The sequence below is a fragment of the Methylocystis echinoides genome (assembly GCF_040687965.1).
GTDB lineage: Bacteria > Pseudomonadota > Alphaproteobacteria > Rhizobiales > Beijerinckiaceae > Methylocystis > Methylocystis echinoides_A.
Window position 1 is genome coordinate 145,889 of sequence record NZ_CP156085.1, and the last position, 16,455, is coordinate 162,343.

Annotated in this window: 20 protein-coding genes and 3 pseudogenes; 11 read left to right on the forward strand and 12 right to left on the reverse strand. The window is 59.9% G+C overall.

What is annotated here, in order from left to right; genetic code table 11:
* Nucleotides 1-564: 564 nt before the first annotated feature.
* Complete coding sequence (locus RVU70_RS19320; RefSeq protein WP_363351893.1) at nt 565-798, forward strand: hypothetical protein; 234 nt, start codon at nt 565-567, stop codon at nt 796-798.
* Between the two features lie 205 nt (nt 799-1,003).
* On the opposite strand, the gene RVU70_RS19325 is transcribed toward RVU70_RS19320, so the two are convergent.
* Nucleotides 1,004-2,557, reverse strand: a complete 1,554-nt coding sequence (locus tag RVU70_RS19325; protein WP_363351905.1) for an ISL3 family transposase — start codon at nt 2,555-2,557, stop codon at nt 1,004-1,006.
* 347 nt (nt 2,558-2,904) lie between these two features.
* Nucleotides 2,905-3,840 carry a LysR family transcriptional regulator gene (locus RVU70_RS19330; protein ID WP_363351895.1) on the reverse strand — a complete coding sequence of 312 codons (936 nt, stop codon included), beginning with the start codon at nt 3,838-3,840 and terminating at the stop codon, nt 2,905-2,907.
* Nucleotides 3,841-3,965: 125 nt separating this feature from the next.
* Between RVU70_RS19330 and RVU70_RS19335 the strand changes: the two genes are divergently transcribed.
* The 4 genes from RVU70_RS19335 to RVU70_RS19350 all read left to right on the forward strand — a co-directional run bounded on the left by RVU70_RS19335 (nt 3,966) and on the right by RVU70_RS19350 (nt 6,614).
* On the forward strand, nt 3,966-4,511 hold the full coding sequence (locus RVU70_RS19335) for a peroxidase-related enzyme (RefSeq protein WP_363351421.1): 546 nt from the start codon (nt 3,966-3,968) through the stop codon (nt 4,509-4,511).
* 62 nt (nt 4,512-4,573) lie between these two features.
* Nucleotides 4,574-5,062, forward strand: a complete 489-nt coding sequence (locus tag RVU70_RS19340) for a nuclear transport factor 2 family protein (protein ID WP_363351423.1) — start codon at nt 4,574-4,576, stop codon at nt 5,060-5,062.
* Between the two features lie 43 nt (nt 5,063-5,105).
* The gene (locus tag RVU70_RS19345; RefSeq protein WP_363351907.1) at nt 5,106-5,756 is read left to right on the forward strand and encodes a pyridoxamine 5'-phosphate oxidase family protein; all 651 of its coding nucleotides are present in this window, start codon (nt 5,106-5,108) and stop codon (nt 5,754-5,756) included.
* 108 nt (nt 5,757-5,864) lie between these two features.
* A complete protein-coding gene (locus RVU70_RS19350; RefSeq protein WP_363351425.1) occupies nt 5,865-6,614 on the forward strand; it encodes a DsbA family protein in 750 nt (249 codons plus the stop codon).
* Between the two features lie 5 nt (nt 6,615-6,619).
* Here the strand turns inward: RVU70_RS19350 and RVU70_RS19355 are convergent, their stop codons facing one another.
* The 6 genes from RVU70_RS19355 to RVU70_RS19380 form a co-directional block, all read right to left on the reverse strand.
* A complete protein-coding gene (locus tag RVU70_RS19355; protein WP_363351427.1) occupies nt 6,620-7,237 on the reverse strand; it encodes a TlpA disulfide reductase family protein in 618 nt (205 codons plus the stop codon).
* A 75-nt stretch (nt 7,238-7,312) separates the two neighbouring features.
* Nucleotides 7,313-7,837, reverse strand: coding sequence for a DoxX family membrane protein (locus RVU70_RS19360; protein WP_363351909.1), 525 nt, complete (start codon nt 7,835-7,837; stop codon nt 7,313-7,315).
* A gap of 53 nt (nt 7,838-7,890) precedes the next feature.
* Entirely contained in the window at nt 7,891-8,634 is a 744-nt protein-coding gene (locus RVU70_RS19365) for a DNA-binding domain-containing protein (protein WP_363351429.1), read from the reverse strand.
* Nucleotides 8,631-9,542: a DUF692 domain-containing protein gene (locus tag RVU70_RS19370; protein WP_363351431.1), complete on the reverse strand. Its 912-nt coding sequence runs from the start codon at nt 9,540-9,542 to the stop codon at nt 8,631-8,633. The genes RVU70_RS19365 and RVU70_RS19370 overlap by 4 nt, the downstream gene beginning before the upstream one ends.
* Nucleotides 9,543-9,608: 66 nt before the next feature.
* On the reverse strand, nt 9,609-9,893 hold the full coding sequence (locus RVU70_RS19375; protein WP_363351433.1) for a DUF2282 domain-containing protein: 285 nt from the start codon (nt 9,891-9,893) through the stop codon (nt 9,609-9,611).
* A 94-nt stretch (nt 9,894-9,987) separates the two neighbouring features.
* Nucleotides 9,988-10,185, reverse strand: a complete 198-nt coding sequence (locus RVU70_RS19380) for a DUF2892 domain-containing protein (RefSeq protein ID WP_363351435.1) — start codon at nt 10,183-10,185, stop codon at nt 9,988-9,990.
* Between the two features lie 333 nt (nt 10,186-10,518).
* Between RVU70_RS19380 and RVU70_RS19385 the strand changes: the two genes are divergently transcribed.
* The 5 genes and pseudogenes from RVU70_RS19385 to RVU70_RS21625 form a co-directional block, all read left to right on the forward strand.
* The gene (locus RVU70_RS19385) at nt 10,519-10,779 is read left to right on the forward strand and encodes a hypothetical protein (protein WP_363351437.1); all 261 of its coding nucleotides are present in this window, start codon (nt 10,519-10,521) and stop codon (nt 10,777-10,779) included.
* A 74-nt stretch (nt 10,780-10,853) separates the two neighbouring features.
* Nucleotides 10,854-11,699, forward strand: a complete 846-nt coding sequence (locus tag RVU70_RS19390) for a DUF692 domain-containing protein (protein ID WP_363351439.1) — start codon at nt 10,854-10,856, stop codon at nt 11,697-11,699.
* A pseudogene (locus RVU70_RS19395) lies at nt 11,696-11,968 on the forward strand (DNA-binding domain-containing protein); the annotation flags it as partial. The gene RVU70_RS19390 and the pseudogene RVU70_RS19395, both read left to right, overlap by 4 nt.
* 45 nt (nt 11,969-12,013) lie before the next feature.
* The gene (locus RVU70_RS19400) at nt 12,014-12,487 is read left to right on the forward strand and encodes a hypothetical protein (RefSeq protein ID WP_363351937.1); all 474 of its coding nucleotides are present in this window, start codon (nt 12,014-12,016) and stop codon (nt 12,485-12,487) included.
* A 167-nt stretch (nt 12,488-12,654) separates the two neighbouring features.
* Nucleotides 12,655-12,969 (forward strand): annotated as a pseudogene (locus RVU70_RS21625) (lipo-like protein); the annotation flags it as partial.
* 35 nt (nt 12,970-13,004) lie between these two features.
* Here the strand turns inward: RVU70_RS21625 and RVU70_RS19405 are convergent.
* From RVU70_RS19405 to RVU70_RS19415, 3 genes are all read right to left on the reverse strand, one after another.
* Complete coding sequence (locus tag RVU70_RS19405; RefSeq protein WP_363351441.1) at nt 13,005-13,670, reverse strand: DUF1109 domain-containing protein; 666 nt, start codon at nt 13,668-13,670, stop codon at nt 13,005-13,007.
* A gap of 5 nt (nt 13,671-13,675) precedes the next feature.
* Entirely contained in the window at nt 13,676-14,197 is a 522-nt protein-coding gene (locus RVU70_RS19410; protein ID WP_363351443.1) for a sigma-70 family RNA polymerase sigma factor, read from the reverse strand.
* Between the two features lie 96 nt (nt 14,198-14,293).
* Nucleotides 14,294-14,689, reverse strand: a complete 396-nt coding sequence (locus RVU70_RS19415; RefSeq protein ID WP_363351445.1) for a helix-turn-helix domain-containing protein — start codon at nt 14,687-14,689, stop codon at nt 14,294-14,296.
* A gap of 262 nt (nt 14,690-14,951) precedes the next feature.
* Between RVU70_RS19415 and RVU70_RS19420 the strand changes: the two genes are divergently transcribed.
* On the forward strand, nt 14,952-15,530 hold the full coding sequence (locus tag RVU70_RS19420; RefSeq protein ID WP_363351447.1) for a carboxymuconolactone decarboxylase family protein: 579 nt from the start codon (nt 14,952-14,954) through the stop codon (nt 15,528-15,530).
* Between the two features lie 47 nt (nt 15,531-15,577).
* Here the strand turns inward: RVU70_RS19420 and RVU70_RS19425 are convergent.
* Nucleotides 15,578-16,342, reverse strand: a pseudogene (locus RVU70_RS19425) (class I SAM-dependent methyltransferase); the annotation flags it as partial.
* Nucleotides 16,343-16,455: the final 113 nt, after the last annotated feature.

Genomic DNA, 16,455 nt, shown 5'->3' on the forward strand with positions numbered 1-16,455 from the left:
GCTCCGAGCGCAATCGCATGGGTCACCAGCTTTATATCGCCCCGTACAATACCCAGCGTTTCTTGCGTCTATTACGAAGGTAAGTTCCCCCCGTGGCGGGTGGCTGATACAGAGAATCTCAGGAGCCCGGCAGCTCCCTTGGGGTCAACTTCGTCGGCAGCCGCTTCACATTCTATGTGGGGTGCGACACGGCTCCAACACCGATGAAGCATTAACTCACTCGTCTCAGATGGTCGTGAAGCGCTGGTGAAATCAGTCGGCCATCTCCGCCGGGCCGTAGAACGCGCCGTGACATAAGCTTCCTTCTTTGTCTTTCTGTAAGCGTCAAACCCGTGGCGTCAGGGATTTCGGGGCATGAGTGCGTCGACGTCTTTGTTAGGCCAAGCGGCGGCGATGCGCTCGAGCGTCTGCGTCAGCCTACCAAGTTCCTGAATGGATATTTGATCAGGAGGCTGGACCAATCCAGCGGTCACGACCAAGCAAGAGGCAGGCGGTGAGTAAAACGCGCCCGACCACCTCGCCCGCGCCGCCTTCGTTTACGTGCGGCAGTCGACCGCCTACCAAGTGGCTAACAATCTCGAAAGCCAGCGGCGCCAGTACGCTCTGGTCGAGCGAGCACGGCAGCTGGGCTGCAACGCCGTCCAGCTCATCGACGCCGATCTCGGCAAATCAGGTGGCGGCACGGTTTGCCGTCTTTCGTCGGCTGTCCATCGAGGCTATGCGCGAGAAGGCGCGCTGCGGCGAATCTCCCGTGCTCCTGAATTGCCGTTGCGCAGCCTGCGAGAACTCGAACCGTGAACTTAGCAAGCCCTTGCACGATTGCTGGCAAGCTCTACATCATTCCTCAGAAGCTCTGTGTGTCGTTATAGCTCCGCGCGAGGAACTGGTATGACCCCTACAGAAAAGCTCTTGCGCGAGATCGAGGCGTTAAAAGGATCGATCGACATTGACTGGGATGATCTCAACTCAAATGGGTCTTCCTCACTTCCTGTTGCAGTGACCGCTACACAGGAAGCAGGCGGGCCCAGAGGAGCTCTGGCCCCGCTCGTCCATACATCGATCGTTTGAGTGCCTTCAGGCGATTGATCTGTCCTTCCGTCTGGCCGTTGCTCCACGGCTCAGTGATCGCATTTCTCACCGCGTCGATGTCTCTCTGCGCCGTACGAGCGAAACGTTGCATCGCGTACAAGCTCGATTTCTGGGCGTCTCTCAGCCAGGCGCCAAGCTTCCTGGCGCTCTTGCTTTTGAGCAGGCCCCTGAATCGCATGGCGAGCCGACGCATTGCCGCGAACTCTGGCCAGTCCTTCTTCATGGCATCGACTTTTGCAGCTTGATTGACGGTCAACAGCCCACGCGGCTTGATGCAGAGCGCGGCGGCGACTATCGGCGAGATCGAACGTCCTGTCGCCGGATCCAGTGGCCGCGGCCTTGGAACAATCGGTGCCGTCCTTGTGGTTTTGCGTTTCGGATTGCGCCATTTCGCCAGTAGCCGTTCAAGATTTGAGAAACTGCCTGTGTAACCGCGCGCTTTAATTTCCTGGAACAATCGTCGACCGCGCACGCAACCTTCTGACCAGCGGCGCGATAGATAAGTCTCGAAATGCCACGGAGACGTCGTCTTCGGGGCCGAAGCGCTCCGTTGAGGAAGCGCTTCGGCTCGGATCCATTTGGCGACGGTGCGGCGATCGAAGCCCGTCTGTCGCGCGATGTCGATCACATTTCTACCCTCCTTGCGTAGCGCGCGAACCCGATCGAAAACCGCTTGCCTTGAACGTTCGTTCGCTACTCTGGTGAGGTGGCGGTGCTCAGCGCAGCCGTGCTTGTCTCTCACGCTGGCAACCTCTTCGCCGTCCGCCGGCAACAATGGGCGTGCGGAAAACCCTGCTGCACGGCCGAGTTGCGCCTGAACGGCCTCGCGCAGGTTCTGCAGGATATGAAAACGGTCGGCGATTTGCCGTGCCTGCGGCGCGCCCTCGTGTGCGCCTTGGGCGAACGAACCGCAGCGATCACGGCTGATGATCTCGACGCCAGGATGCCGCTTGAGCCAGTCTGCAGTCATGCCTGCCGCGCGTTCCGGGAAGAGATCGATCACCTCCCGTCGCTCCAGGTCCACGATGATGGTCCCGTAAGTGGAGCCCTTGCGCCAAGCCCAATCATCGACGCCCACGACGCGCGCCGTCTCTTTCGAGCTGCGCGCCTTTACCCGTCGTTTCAGACAGCGCAGGATCGTGTCGTCGCTGGTCGGCATGCCAATTCGCTTGATCAGGCGCTCTCCCGGACGCCCGCCCACGCCATGGGCAAGAAGATAAATGATTTCGGTGGCCCGCTCGGTGCGGCGCGCTCGAGGCGCCGCGACCTCGGGCAGTTGCGCGGTGAACGTCTTACGCTCGCACGCTTCGTTTCGACACTGCCAGCGCTGGAGGCGAAGCTTCACAGCGACAGGGGCGCCTTGCGCCGGCAAATCTTGTAGATGGCGCTCATGCCAGCCGTATCGGCGCGTCGAGCGCTTTCCGCAGTCCGGACAGACGCCAGACCCGATGGCCGCCGCCGAAATCAGCCATTGGTCATCTATCTGTTTTGCGTCCAGAATTCGTACGCCCTTCCCCAGGGACCAATCCGATCTTCTTGCCACGCGGTCAAGCTATGGCCTCGCTCCCAATTGATCAAGGGCGCAACACGAAGTGAGGAAGAACCCTTTTATGGGACACACAGTGAATAGGAAGCACACGCCGACCGCAAGCAGCGGTGTACTTCCGGCTCCCTGCAAGCTGGCCATTATTCCTACGGCGCCCCCCCCCAGGTCGCTGAAAGTAGAAAAGTCTCTGTTGATCCGATGGGCCGGATCTCATCAGGGTCTATGACGCTCTGTTCGCATGCCCTATCGAAGCCCACATCTACAGCCCATCAGCTTGGCGGCTTTTTGGCATTCGCCCCGGGAAGAGTGAGGCTGTCGAGCGTGGCCCGCAGGCGCGGGGCGGCGAAGTCGACGAATGCTCTCAGCTTGGGGGAGATGAGGCGACTCTGAGGGTAAACAATATGCACAGGCGCTGGCGACGGCGTGAACTCCTCCAGAACCGGCGCCAGCCGGCCGTCGCGAATCTTGTCGGCGACCATGTAGGACAGGGCGATGGTGATTCCCTCTCCCATTTCCGCGGCGGCGATCGACATAGCCGCGTCATTGATTTCAAGTCGCGGGGCGAAGGAAATGCTGTGGCCTTTTTTCCCGTCGAGAAAGCGCCACTCCCGGTTCGGCATGAGTCCCGTGAAAGCGATGACCGAGTGCAGGCGAAGGTCGGCTGGCGTCTTCGGAGTTCCCCGCCGCCGCAAATAGTCAGGACTCGCGACCAGAATCCGCCGGACGGTCCCGATCTTTTTCCCAACCAGGTTCGAATCCGGCAGAGAACCGATGCGAACCGCGAGGTCAATCCCCTCTTCCACGAGATTGGCGATGCGATCAAGCAGGAGCACGGAGATGGTGACACGCGGGTGCTTGTCAAGAAACGCGCACACCACCGGCATGAGCGCTGTCCGACCAAAAGTCACTGAGGCCGTCAGCGTGAGATGTCCGTGCGGAACTGCCGTCTCGCCGACCGCCTCCTTCTCGGCGGCATCGAGATCGCTCAGGATGCGTCGCGCGTTTTCGAGGAAGCGCTGGCCGATATCGGCGATGGTCAGGCTGCGGGTCGTGCGATTGAAGACGCGGCCGCCCAGACGCTCTTCGAGTGCGGAAATCGCCCGGGTCACCGCCGGAGGGGATAAGCGCAGACGTGTTCCGGCTTTGGCGAAGCTGCCCGCGTCGGCGACCGCGACAAACACCTCGAGCTCGTGAAGACGGTCCATTTTATTCCTCCAGCTGGAAGAATGAATTTCATTTATCGCGTATTCTTGCAAGGAGAATACTGAGCCATTGTTCACAGGAGCGGCGCCGAGCGCGTCGCGCCGTCAACAAAACAAGGACTAATCTCATGGCTCGTATTGCCGTCATCGACCCGAATTCCGCCACCGGCGAAGCCAAGGCATTGCTGGGCGCCGTCCAGGCCAGCCTCGGCGTTGTCCCCAACTTCATCCGCGTGCTCGCCAATTCCCCGGCGGCGCTGAATGCGTTTCTTGGGATCCACCACATCGCTGGCGCTGGTCTACTGGATCCGAAGACCCGCGAGCGCATCGCATTGGCGGTCGCCGAACAGAACGCCTGCCAGTATTGCGTCTCGGCGCACACAGCCATTGGCCGCAAGGCGGGCCTCGACAATCAGGAAATGCTGGCCAATCGCGTGGGCCGTTCGTCGGACGCCAAGGCTGAAGCGGCGCTTGCCTTCGCCCGCGCGCTTGTCGAGCATTCGGGACAGGTGAGCAAGGCGGAATTCGATGCGGTTCGCGCCGCCGGTCACTCGGATGGCGAGGTCGTGGAGATCATCACGCATGTCGCGATGAACATTTTCACGAACCTGCTCGGCAAGTCGACCCAGATCGAGATCGATTTCCCGCAGATCGAATTGAACAGGGCCGCCTGATCTAACCAGGGTCCGGCCGGTCACGCCTGGGCCGGACCACCCGATTTTGAGGGGAGCTTTGAATGACCGATACGCACCAGACTGCCGGCGTCCGCCCGCCGCTGCCGCCCTTCACGCGCGAAACGGCGATACAGAAAGTTCGGATGGCGGAAGACGCCTGGAACACCCGCGATCCCGAGCGCGTATCGCTCGCCTATACGGAGGACAGCCGCTGGCGCAATCGCGCGGAGTACCCGCGCGGCCGCGCGGAGATCGTCGCATTCCTGACTCGAAAATGGGCGCGTGAACGCGACTATCGACTGATCAAGGAGCTCTGGACCTTCGCCGAGAACCGTATTGCGGTGTGCTTCGCTTACGAGTGGCGCAATGACGACGGCAACTGGTTCCGCAGCCATGGCAACGAGAATTGGGAGTTCGACGAGCGCGGACTGATGCGCCTGCGCTTTGCGAGCATCAACGACCAACCGATCCACGAAAGCGAGCGTAAGTTTCACTGGCCGCAAGGCCCGCGACCCACAGATCATCCCGGCCTTACCGACCTTGGGCTTTAAGGGCGCCGGCCCGCAGGAGGACGCCATGCCGCAGGAGGACGCCATGCCGCATCGCTATGCCGAGATCGCTTTCACCCCGACGGTAAAGAAGGCGCAAGAGGAACAGGGCAGCCGCGGCGCCTATGCCCGCATGGAGAGCGCGCCAGAGACGCGGAACCACCGCCTTGGGGCGGCGGAAGCCCAATTCATCGCGGCCCGCAATTCGTTCTACATGGCGACGGTCGGCGAGACCGGCTGGCCTTACATCCAGCATCGCGGCGGGCCGACGGGATTCGTGCGCGTGCTCGACAACGCGACAATCGGCTTCGCGGATTTCCGCGGGAACCGCCAATATATCAGCGTCGGGAACCTGACGACCGACGATCGCGTGTCATTGTTCTTCATGGATTATCCGAACAGGACCCGGCTCAAGCTCTTTGGTCGCGCGAAGATCATCGGCCCCGACGACGAAGCGACCTTGTCCCGGCTCGAAATCGCGGATTACCGCGCCCGCGTCGAACGTGGCTTCCTGATCAGGGTGGAGGGCTTTGACTGGAATTGCCCGCAGCACATCACAGAACGTTACACGCTCGACGAAGTGCGCGCGCTAACGGCGCCACTCGCTGCGCGGATTGCCGAACTCGAGGCGCAGCTCGCCCGGAATGGCAGTCTGGCCCCTATCGAGGGCGTGTCAGAGCAAAACCGAGCCTCATGACGTAACCTCGACACAAGTTCAGGCGAACCTAAAGCGTTGGCCACGCCAGAGGGAACGACGCCGCGCGAAGTCAAAATTTCCCGCGCCTCGTTGGAAGGACATTAGATCTTGTTCGCAACTGGAATCACCTGCCGCAGGGAGACGCTCGGTCAATACAGAAAGTCGGGCGCCGCCCGTCCGACGCGCCGAGGCGTGCTTGCACTGCTCGGCGCGCTCCTATCGGCCGTCACATCGACGCTCGCTGACGCCGGCCCCGACCCCGCCGCAGGGGCCGTCGGCTTCACACTGCCGGAGCTGTTTCCAATACCTTCGAACCTTTATCCGTCGTCGCTACCGGGCATCATCTGGCAGGGAGCGGGGTCGGCCGAGATCGAAATCTATGAATTTTTCGACTATAACTGCGCATACTGCAAAAAGGCGGCTCGTGAGATCGAAGAAATAATTGCAGCGAATCCCGACGTGAAGCTCGGTCTCGTCAACAGTCCCATACTTTCCCTCGGCTCTGTTCAGGCTGCAAAGGTCCAGCAGGCGGTTCTGCGGCTATACGGTCCCCCGGTCGCCGCCGCATTTCATCAGCGAATGTTCACCAAGCGCGGCCAAAGCGACGGCGTTTCCGCGCTCGCGGTCGCGCGCGACATGGCTCTCGATCCAGCGAAAGTCGAAGAATCAGCCGACAGCGCCATCGTTGCGGGCGTGTTGCGGCGCCAAGCCGAACTTGCAGCCAGCCTGGGCGTGTCAATGACGCCCTCTTTCGCCATCGCCGGGTTTGGATTTGCTGGTTGGCCCGGCAAGAAGGCGCTTCAGACGATGATCTCAAACGTCCGCCGCTGCGAGCGACCGATATGCGATCGAAAGTGACAAGGTCAGCTGTCGATAAAATAATTTAGAAACGCGGTCGCGTCGGACGACAGCCAATCAACCTCACCTGTGATATAGCCGCGGACCATACCGTTTCGGTCGATCACATAGGTTATCGGCATACCATAAAGTGGAAGTGGCGCGCCAGTTTCTCGATTTGCGCGTTCCGCGATGCGGCCAGCGGGGTCCAGAAATATTTGCAGATTTTTGACGCCAAGACGATTGAGGAATCCTTCGATCGTCGCCTTGCCGGCGGTGTCGACAGAAACTGCGGCGATCTCGAATTTTGTTGAATCGAACGACTTCTGCGCTCGTTCGAGCGCTGGCAGCTCCCTACGGCAGGGGGGACACCAAGTCGCCCAGAAGCACAGAAGGAGAACCTTCCCGCGCGATGCGCTCAGGGGCGTCAATTTCCCGTCGATTCGCTGCAAGGTGGCGACTGGCATCATCATAGCAGGTCGCAGTTCAACGAATTGCGAGCTATCCGTTTGCAACATCGGGGGCGCGCCGAGTTGCGCGAGCGCTGGCTCAGCAGCCAGTCCTTGCAAGAAGCCGAGAAGCACCAGTCGGCGAGACGGATGTTCGCTCTTGTCCAACGGCTTTGGAAAACGCGTGGTCGCCATAGTTGATCCTATCCCAGCGTTACAGAGAGAGTTCCCGCGATCGGTTGTCGAGCCTTGCTCGATTGACCCAAGGCCTCAACCCAGGAGACGGTTTGCGTTTGGCAACACGCCTATTCTCGAAGAGACTCGAGAAACCACCAGGCTGTCCAGCGAAATTCCTCCCGCACCGCGCGCAATGAGGACAAGCAGCAAACCCACCCAATAGGCATGCGCCGACCACCATGCGTCGGGGTAAACGAAGAGCTGGATCACCATGGTGATCATGAGTAGTCCCAGGGCCGAGAGCCGCGTCATAAGACCCAGAACGAGCAGGACCGGCAGCAGAAATTCCAGTCCCGCCGTCAGATAGGCGGCGTGCTCCGGGGAGATAAGGGGCAGCTTGTATTCGTCGGCGAATAGGTCAACCGCGGCGTCGCGCAATGACGTCGGCAGAGTCATGCTGAGATCGACGCCAAAGACTTCGCGACCGACTATCGGGCCTTCGACCTTGGTCTGTCCCGAGATGAAAAATGGCCGAGCGACAACGATACGGAGGAACAGCGCGATCAGCGCATAGGGAATTGAGTCCAGAAGGTCGGCGAGTCTGTAGAAAGTTCTCATAGCGTCGTCAGTCCTTTCAAATTGTTGCGACTGGAAGTAACTCGAGGGCGATTTCACGCGCTGATCGCTGTGATGGCTTCCGCCAAGAACAGCAGACGAAGGCACGCGGGCAAATCGAGTAGGTCCGCCGAGCTCGCGGCGGACACTGTCTCGCCCTTGATCAACGCCGAGACGAACGAAAATCCACCAGGCGGCAGCAGACGCGCCTCGACTTCAAGATGCGGGCGCAGAACCAAGACGTCCTCGCCTCGATCAAGACTGACTTCCTGAACTGCCGTATCGAACGTATTTGTCGACCATATCGATAGGATCGGAAAACGCGACGAGATAATCTGCACCGAGGGGTGAAGCGTGAAAATGGCGTCCCCAAGCGCATCCGCAGGAACTGCCCGAATGGATTCGAGCGCGAGCGGCGTCGAATCGGCCGCATGGTAGGCGCGGCCGATCGCCCATTCGAGACGGGCAACATCCGCGAGATAGCGTAGTTCACGGGCCCACTCGAAAGTCGCGATGAATCCCGGAAAGCCCTCGCCATATTCGACGAGGATCGGCGATTTAGGCGGCGACGAACGGACGAATGACTTTGCCATCGCCCCGAAGAAATCCGCGCCGACCAGACGCAAGCAAACCGGAAAGCGTTCGGCGAGCGCGTTGATCAGCCCGAAGATCACATTGTTCCGATAGACCGAAAAGCGTTTTGTGACGGCTCCCTTATGCCAAGCCTTCAACCCGCTCGGCGGACACGCTGCCGGGTCGAACAGGGCGTCGGTAAAGGCTGTATATTCATCGGAATTCATGGAGCAGACGCTCCTTCCAGACGCTGCGATTCAATTTTTCGCCACGCGGCAAGCATAGTCTCTGCGCGCCGCGCCTGCGCATGAAGCATATTCCATGAGGGCATCTCATTGTCCCATTCGATGAGCGTCGCGATCGGCCCGATGCGCGACAGCGCGCGCTGGTAGAGCGTCCAGACTTCCTCCGCAACTGGTCCGGAATGTGTATCGATCAACAAGGCTTCATCGAGCTCGTCGTTGTCGCATGAGAAGCCGGCAAGGTGAATCTCTTCAACAAGCGTCACCGGAAAGGCGTCGATATACGCCTCGGCGGAGAAATGGTGATTGACCGCGCTGACATGGATATTAGTGACGTCGAGGAGCAGGCCGCTGCCGGTTCGGCGCGCGATCTCATCCAGAAACTCGACTTCAGAGAATGTCGAGGTCTCGAATTCCAGATAGGTCGCCGGATTTTCGAGCAGTATGCGCCGGTTCAACTTCTCCTGAATCTGTTGGATATTCGACACGATGCTATTCAAGGTCTCTGTGTCATAGGGAACCGGCAGCAGATCATTCAGGAAATTCATTCTATGCGCCGACCAGGCGAGATGCTCGGAGACGGAGTCGGGCTCATAGCGATCGACAAGCGTCTTGAGGCGCTCAAGGTGTTGGGCATCGAGCGGCTCTGCGCCGCCAATCGATAAGCCGACGCCATGCACCGACAGAGCATAGTCCGCGCGAAGGCGCGATAACTGCGCGTGCGGCGGGCCTCCGGCGCCCATGAAGTTTTCGGCGTGAATTTCGAACAAGCCGATATCTGGCCTTGAACGGATGATGTCGGTAAAATGCTGGCCTTTAAAGCCGACCCCGGAGCGCGCGGGAAGCGTTGTCGCCAGCCGACGATCTTGCGTATAGCGATCATCCAGGAACATTGGCACCCCCAAAGAATTGCGGGACTGCCGCGGCCAGTTGGTGTCTGCGGCAGTCGCGCCAAGGGATCATTTTCTGGCGATCGGCTCCAGACTGCCTTTGCCCTTCGGAGTCGTGATCGACGTGCAGGTTCCCTTGGCGACGTATTTCCATGCGTCGCCCTGATAGTCCTTGGTGGCGGATCCTGCGCAGGTCGTGCCAGGCCCTGCCGCACAGTCATTTTTGCCCTTGAGAGAAACACCAAAGCATTTCTCCTGGTCGCCCTTGGCCGCAGCGGCGTCTTCAACAGCCGACAGTGCAGCGGCAAACGCCGCGGCGATCAGAGCCGCCGATTGTCTTTTCGGGTCTGTCATTCGCATTCTCCAAAACAAGGGTCGGTCGTATCCGGGACGAAGCGCTTACTACGCGTTTCGTCCCGACGCTGCTTGCTCTTGAATGATATCGCCGTCAGATTCTCCTGCCGACGAGCGCGCAGGCCGGGCAGAAACCCATGAGCCCGCTCATCATCGCCATCGCGCCCGCGCCGCCAGCGAGCCAACCCATCGGCGTCGAACCGAAATGCAGCAAGGCTGCTCCGAGAAGGCCTACTCCCATGATAATGCGAAGCGCGCGCTCCCAGCCGGGCACGTTTTTGACGTAAAACATGATTGACCTCTTTGATGGTGAGTGACGTTCCTTTTGGCGACGGAACGTTTGCATGAGATCCTTCGAACCCCGGGAATAAAAGGTTACAGGGGCAAGCGCGCGTTCGACTACTATCGCATGCGTCTCAGGGCATTAGAAATGTGATTTGACCCCGTAAGAAACCGGCCGATTTTTAGCGTCGCGTCAAAGCAACAGTTCCGAGCTCACACACGGTGAGAATATGTATGCGTGTGATCTGTAACTTTCCTCGACCATCCGCCGAAGAACGATCCGTTGGCCTTCCAAGAGGCTAGCGCCGCCTCTTTATGTGCGCGGATCAACGAGGAGATTCAAATGAAAGCGAATATCGTTACTGGCTCAACACTTGCCGCGGCGGCGATTGCGCTGGCGCTCAGCGGCGCCGCCTCGACGCCCGCTGTCGCCAAAAAGGCCATGAAATCCGTGCATTGCGTTGGCATCAACGCCTGCAAGGGACAAAGCGCCTGCCAGACCGCAAGCAGCGCATGCAAAGGCCAGAATTCATGCAAGGGCCAGGGCTGGCTCCCTGCGAAGTCGAACGCCGCCTGCGAGGCGCAGGGCGGCACGGTTGGCTGATTGAGCACAACTCTTGGGCGGACATAATGTCCGCCCGAATCTGCTTTCTGCGGATCGCAGCTGAGACATTCGACATGAGCAAGCCATCGTCCCTGGGTTTTGGCCTCGGTCTACGGCCTATTTATTACCCGGATCTTCTCGAAGCCCGGCCCAATGTAGAGTGGCTGGAGATCATCACGGAAAATTATCTCGTGCCGGGCGGGCGTCCGCTTGCAATGCTCGAGCGCGTTCGAGCGGAATATCCTATCGTGATGCATGGCGTCTCGATGTCGATCGCATCCACGGACCCGCTCGATTTCGACTATCTCAAATCCGTCAAGCAACTCGCCGATCGGTTCGACCCCGGCTGGATTTCAGATCACCTATGCTGGACCGGCATTAATGGCGTGAACCTGCACGATCTCCTGCCGGTCCCCTACACATTCGAGGCGCTCAGGCACGTTGTCGAACGAATATGGCGCGTACAGGACTATCTCGGGCGAAGGATCGCGATCGAGAATGCGTCAACCTATGTGACGTTCCGCGAATCGGAAATGGACGAATGGACGTTCATCCGGGAGATGGCTGATCGCGCCGACTGCTGGCTCCTTGTGGATGTGAACAATATTTTTGTCTCCGCGTTTAATCACGGCTTTGACGCGAAGCAGTTTGTCGACGCCATTCCCATGGACCGCGTCGTGCAACTTCACCTCGCAGGACATTCCGATTTTGGAACACATAAGATCGACACGCATGCCCAGCCGGTGTGCGAGGAAGTGTGGCGGCTTTACGAGCGTGTCTGCTGTCGATTCGGCGAAATCTCAACCATGATCGAGCGCGACGAAAATTTTCCTCCCTTTGGCGAGCTGGTCTCCGAGCTCAACCACGCCAGATCGATTTGCGCCGGAGCGGTTCATTCTCAAAAGGAGACGGCCGCATGACGCTCGCCGAGCTGCAGGAAAGGTTTCAAGCCGGAATTCTGAGCGAAGGTTCAGCTGCGCCCGATTGCGTCGCTGACTCGACAAAGACGGACGCCTCAACGCTCTTTGCGGTCTACCACAACGCTTACCGACTTCGACTCGCGGAGTTTCTCTCCAACGATTACCGGGTCCTGCGCAATTACCTCGATGACCAAATGTTCGGTGCGCTGGTCGAGGCCTATATTGTCTCCGCGCCGTCGCATGTCACAAACGCGCGTTGGTATGGCGCGCGCCTACCCGAGGTCATGAGAGATTGGGCCCGTTTGGCAGACGACGTGCAGGCGATCGACGTCGCCCGCTTCGAACGCGCGCTCGCCAATGCGTTCGACGCAGCAGACGGACCAAGGCTCTCGCTCGAAACTCTGGCCAGCGTGGACGCCACTAGTTGGCCAACAGTTTCCTTCGCATTCCATCCCAGCTGGGAGCTGCTGGATCTCGCCGCCGGCGCCGCGGCGCGATATGAGGCGGCGCGAGATGGCGAAGAGTTGCCGCCGATCGAGGCGGGTGAGGATCACGTTCTTTTCTGGCGCAGCGCCGATAGCCAGTCTTCGTATCGGATGGTCGCGCCGGAAGAGCGCCTCGCCCTGATTGAAGCGGCGGCGGGGAAGTCGTTTGCCGAAATCTGTTCGCTCCTGCAGTTCTTTGACCCAAGCGAAAACACGTCGGTAGTGGCTGGCCAATTTCTTGCTCAATGGTTCGCGGATGGGCTTGTAGCCCGGCTTTCATCGGAAGACGGAGTATCGCGGTAGAGCAAAGAGGCGCTTGTGATGGGCAAGGCTCGTGGTTGGTTGGGGGATAGACTCGGGCGCTTTCTTGCGGCTCCGGCGCATGTTCACAGCGCGGGAGCGGTGACGCCTCCGGCGCGGTTGTTGGCGAGCCTGCGTCCAGCAGACGTCTTGCTCGTCGAGGGCAATAGCCGAATCCGCCCATTCCCCAACAGTTCCGGCGTCGCATGATCGCGCTGGGCAGCGGCGATCCGACCCGCGCCATTTGCTCGACTTTGATCGCCTAGGCCTTCCAGTCGATCCGCTATCCGATTCTGCCGATCGTCAATGCGAGGGATGTGAACGCGCCGGATTGCCCTGGTTGCATCGAGGAGATACTTACCATTCGTCACCATGGGCTGTTTACGCCCAGAGATTTCGATATTTCACCCTATTTTCAGATCGTCAAACTGGCGATAAGTGGCGCGTTCGACTTTCGCGCATTGTTTTGGGACGACCAAGCGTAATTGGCGACGCGCTTGAATGCGGAGAATACCGCCTCCTATTCAAGCGACGGAGTATCGACCGTTCGCCAGTCGAGAACCTGCCGGCCGAACAGCGCCGCGATCCCCGACATGACGATAACAGAACCGAATTGCCAAACGAGCACCATAATGCTCGACTCCTGCTGATGAAATAGGAGCATCGCCGCTGCGATCAGGGACGCTGCGGCGAGCGTCGCAAGACCCGTCGTCAGATAGGGCGCAATCGGCGCGCCTCGGCGTACCATGAGCAGGATCAGGATCGCAGGCGGCGCACTCGATACGACGATCTTCCAGAAGCAGCTGAATTCCGACTGAACTGCGAGACCCTGCAATCCATGCAGCGACCAATCACGCCAGCAGCCTTCGCCCAGGGACGCCAGCCAGACCAATAAGAATGGGAATGGCGCCAGACGCTCCCATATCGGCCGTCCGGGGCAGGTCGAGCAGAACGCGGCCGTCGCAGCCATCATCGACGTCAAGACGGCGGCGGACAGTTCGATTACGAATCGCGGCTCGGCGATCCGGGCGGAGAGATCCGTGCGCAGTCCCATGACGAGCACCAGCGCTCCCGCATAGGCCAGAGAAAGAACGAACCACATCATGGCGCGCCATATCGGATGCGGCAGACGCTGGACGGGCTTGGCGCTTGCGGCGAGACGACGAGCAAGTTCTTCCGATTTCATCGTCGTCAGCTCTCTCTCTTCAACACATCACGCATGGCCTTGAGCGCCCTATGCACACTGACCTTGAGCGACGCCACGCTTTTGCCGGTCACGGCGGACGCCTCCTGGAGTGATAGACCTTGCACTTTCATCAGTTCCACCGCCTCACGTTGCCCGTCCGGCAACTGCGCGAGCGCTCGTCGAATTGCCTCCTGGTCATCGCTGATCTCCTGTTCATTCTTCGCTGCTTCCCCCGAAAATGTTTCGGGCATCACATCCACGGTCGTTTCATTTGCGGATCGGGCTGTTCGGCGGCGCGCCGCGTCGATCGTACGACGCGTCGCGATCGTCATGAGCCAGGGCATGAAGGGTCGCGCGGGATCGAAAGTGTGACGAACGGTATGGACCGACAGCAAAATCTCCTGAACGACGTCTTCCACGTCCGGAGCGCCCGGCCATTTGTAGGCGACCGAGCGGCGCAGGACAGGAAGGATCTCGGAGAGCAACGCCGCATAGGCGGCGTTGTCGCCGTCTTGGGCAGCGCGCATCAATTGCCGCCAGCGTTCCTCACGCGCCTGTTTCGCGCCGATCTCTCTTTGAGTGGACATGCCGTTCTGATCCTCGGCGAAGAGAAAGGGCGTCGCCTAGCGGCTAGCGCGCCGGGCTTTCGCTTCAGGCGGACTTGAAGCAGGCTCTGCACCGTCTTCCGGTTGTTTTCGCTGTATGTGCGTCTGGCCCCAATCATACAGCTCTCGCAGCAATGGCTCCAATGTCCTGCCAAGGTCCGACAAGGAGTATTCGACCTTGGGGGGCACCTCCGCGAAAACCTTCCGCAGGATCATGCCATCGGCTTCGAGTTCGCGCAGCTGAAGGGTCAGCATTCTCTGCGTAACATTTGGCATGATCCTGCGAAGTTCATTGAAGCGCTTCGTGCCCTCAAGGAGGCGAAACAGGATCGTCGCCTTCCATTTGCTGCCCATGACATCCAGCGCCGCCTCCAGAGGGCAACATGTGTAGGCCTCGTGTCGCTGCTTCCTCATGTCCGTTCCAATGGTATCAAATGTGTGACTATAGCTAATATTAGTGCCTACTTGTGAGATTCGCAAATACATGAGGAAATGGCTCCATTGAAGCTAAATCAGAGGAGCAGCAGCATGCCACTCGTGAACATCAAGGGGGTTGGAGGCCATCTGATGCCCGACCAGATGAAGGAGCGCATCGGAGCTTGGCGCGTAGGCGGTCGGCCCGTGACAGCGGTCGATCTTCGTCGTCTCGCAAGTCGATAATTCAGGAGCAACTTCAATGAGCAACGCATACGCCATTAAGGATTTGCCTTTCCTCACGATCGAGACAGCGGCGGGAAAGGCCAGGAGCCTACTGGAGTCGGCGAAAAGGCAGATGGGCTTTGTCCCAAAGATGTATGGGGCCATGGCCAATGAACCGGCGCTGTATGAAGCCTACGCCTCAGGCTACGCGGCGTTTCGTCAGGAATGCGGCTTTACGCCCGTCGAGCAGGAAGTGATCTTCCTCGCAGTCAGTCACTGGAACGGCTGCAACTATTGCATGGCGGCGCATAGCTTCGTCGCGGACAGGATGTCGAAAGTTGCGCCCGATGTGACTGACGCCATTCGTGACGGACGTCCCATTCCCGATGGGAAGTTGCAGGCGCTCGCCGAATTCACGCGGGTCATGCTGGAAAAGCGAGGACGCCCGGACGAAACGGACGCGCGGGCGTTCTTCGCTGCGGGATACAACGAGAAAAATATCCTCGGAATCATCCTCGCCATCAGCGTCAAGACGATCAGCAATTATACCAATCATGTCTTCCATACGCCGGTGGACGAGGTCTTCCAACACCGCGTCTGGCCGTCGGCGGCGTGATCTCATTCGATGGCTCCGCCTTCTTGGCGGGGCCACGCCGGCCGGATTCAGCCTTGAACCGACGCCGATTTCGAGCGCGCGGCCGCGCACGGGAGCAACCACTCTGCGTCGGCGTTTTTCAAGTTGCGCTGCTGCATGGTCCAATCGAGCAGTGGCGGAAGAATCCAGCGCTCATAGAAATTCAGGCTGTTTGGGCGGGGCGGTTCCAATGACGGCGTCTCGCGACGCAAGCTCGCCGAAGCCTCGCCAAGCTGAGGGCGGAGGGGTGGTTTCGCCGCGGATAAGACGATGAAGGCCGCGCCGAGTTTTGTCCACCGCCCGAGCCATGGATCGACAGGGGCAAGTAGCCGCGCCGCCGCCTCGCATGGGGGGATAATAGACGGCCCCGCGTATCTCGAGCACATCGAGTCCCGCTTCGCCCATGAGCCGGCGAAGCTCGGCGCCTGAGCGAAAAATCGCCGCAAGCCATACGGGATGGCCAAGCCACCCACGCATGCGGCGATAGGCGGCCCATAAGCTGCGGTTGCCGAGTTTCCCATAGTAAACAGGCCGCCGGGCTTCAGCACGCGAGCCATTTCGGCAATGGCCCGCTCGGCGTCGGCGATGAAACAGAGGGCCGTGACCGCAAGAACGCGATCGAAAGTCGCATAGGGGAACGGCAGCGCCTCTACCTTGCCCTCGACCAGCTGCAACGGAACGTTCGCGGTCGCCGCCCGTGTTGCGCGGCGGCGAGCATCGTCGGGTTCGGATCGAGGGCCGTCACCGCGGCGCCGAGTTGGCCGAGGTGCACAGCAAGAGCGCCGTCGCCGCACCCGACTTGGAGCAACGTCTTGCCGGCGATCGGCCTGAGCATTTCGACGAGGAGTTCCTGCTCGAGCGCGTCGGTGATTTGGCCGAGACGGCCCGTTCGCCAGCGAGCATAGGA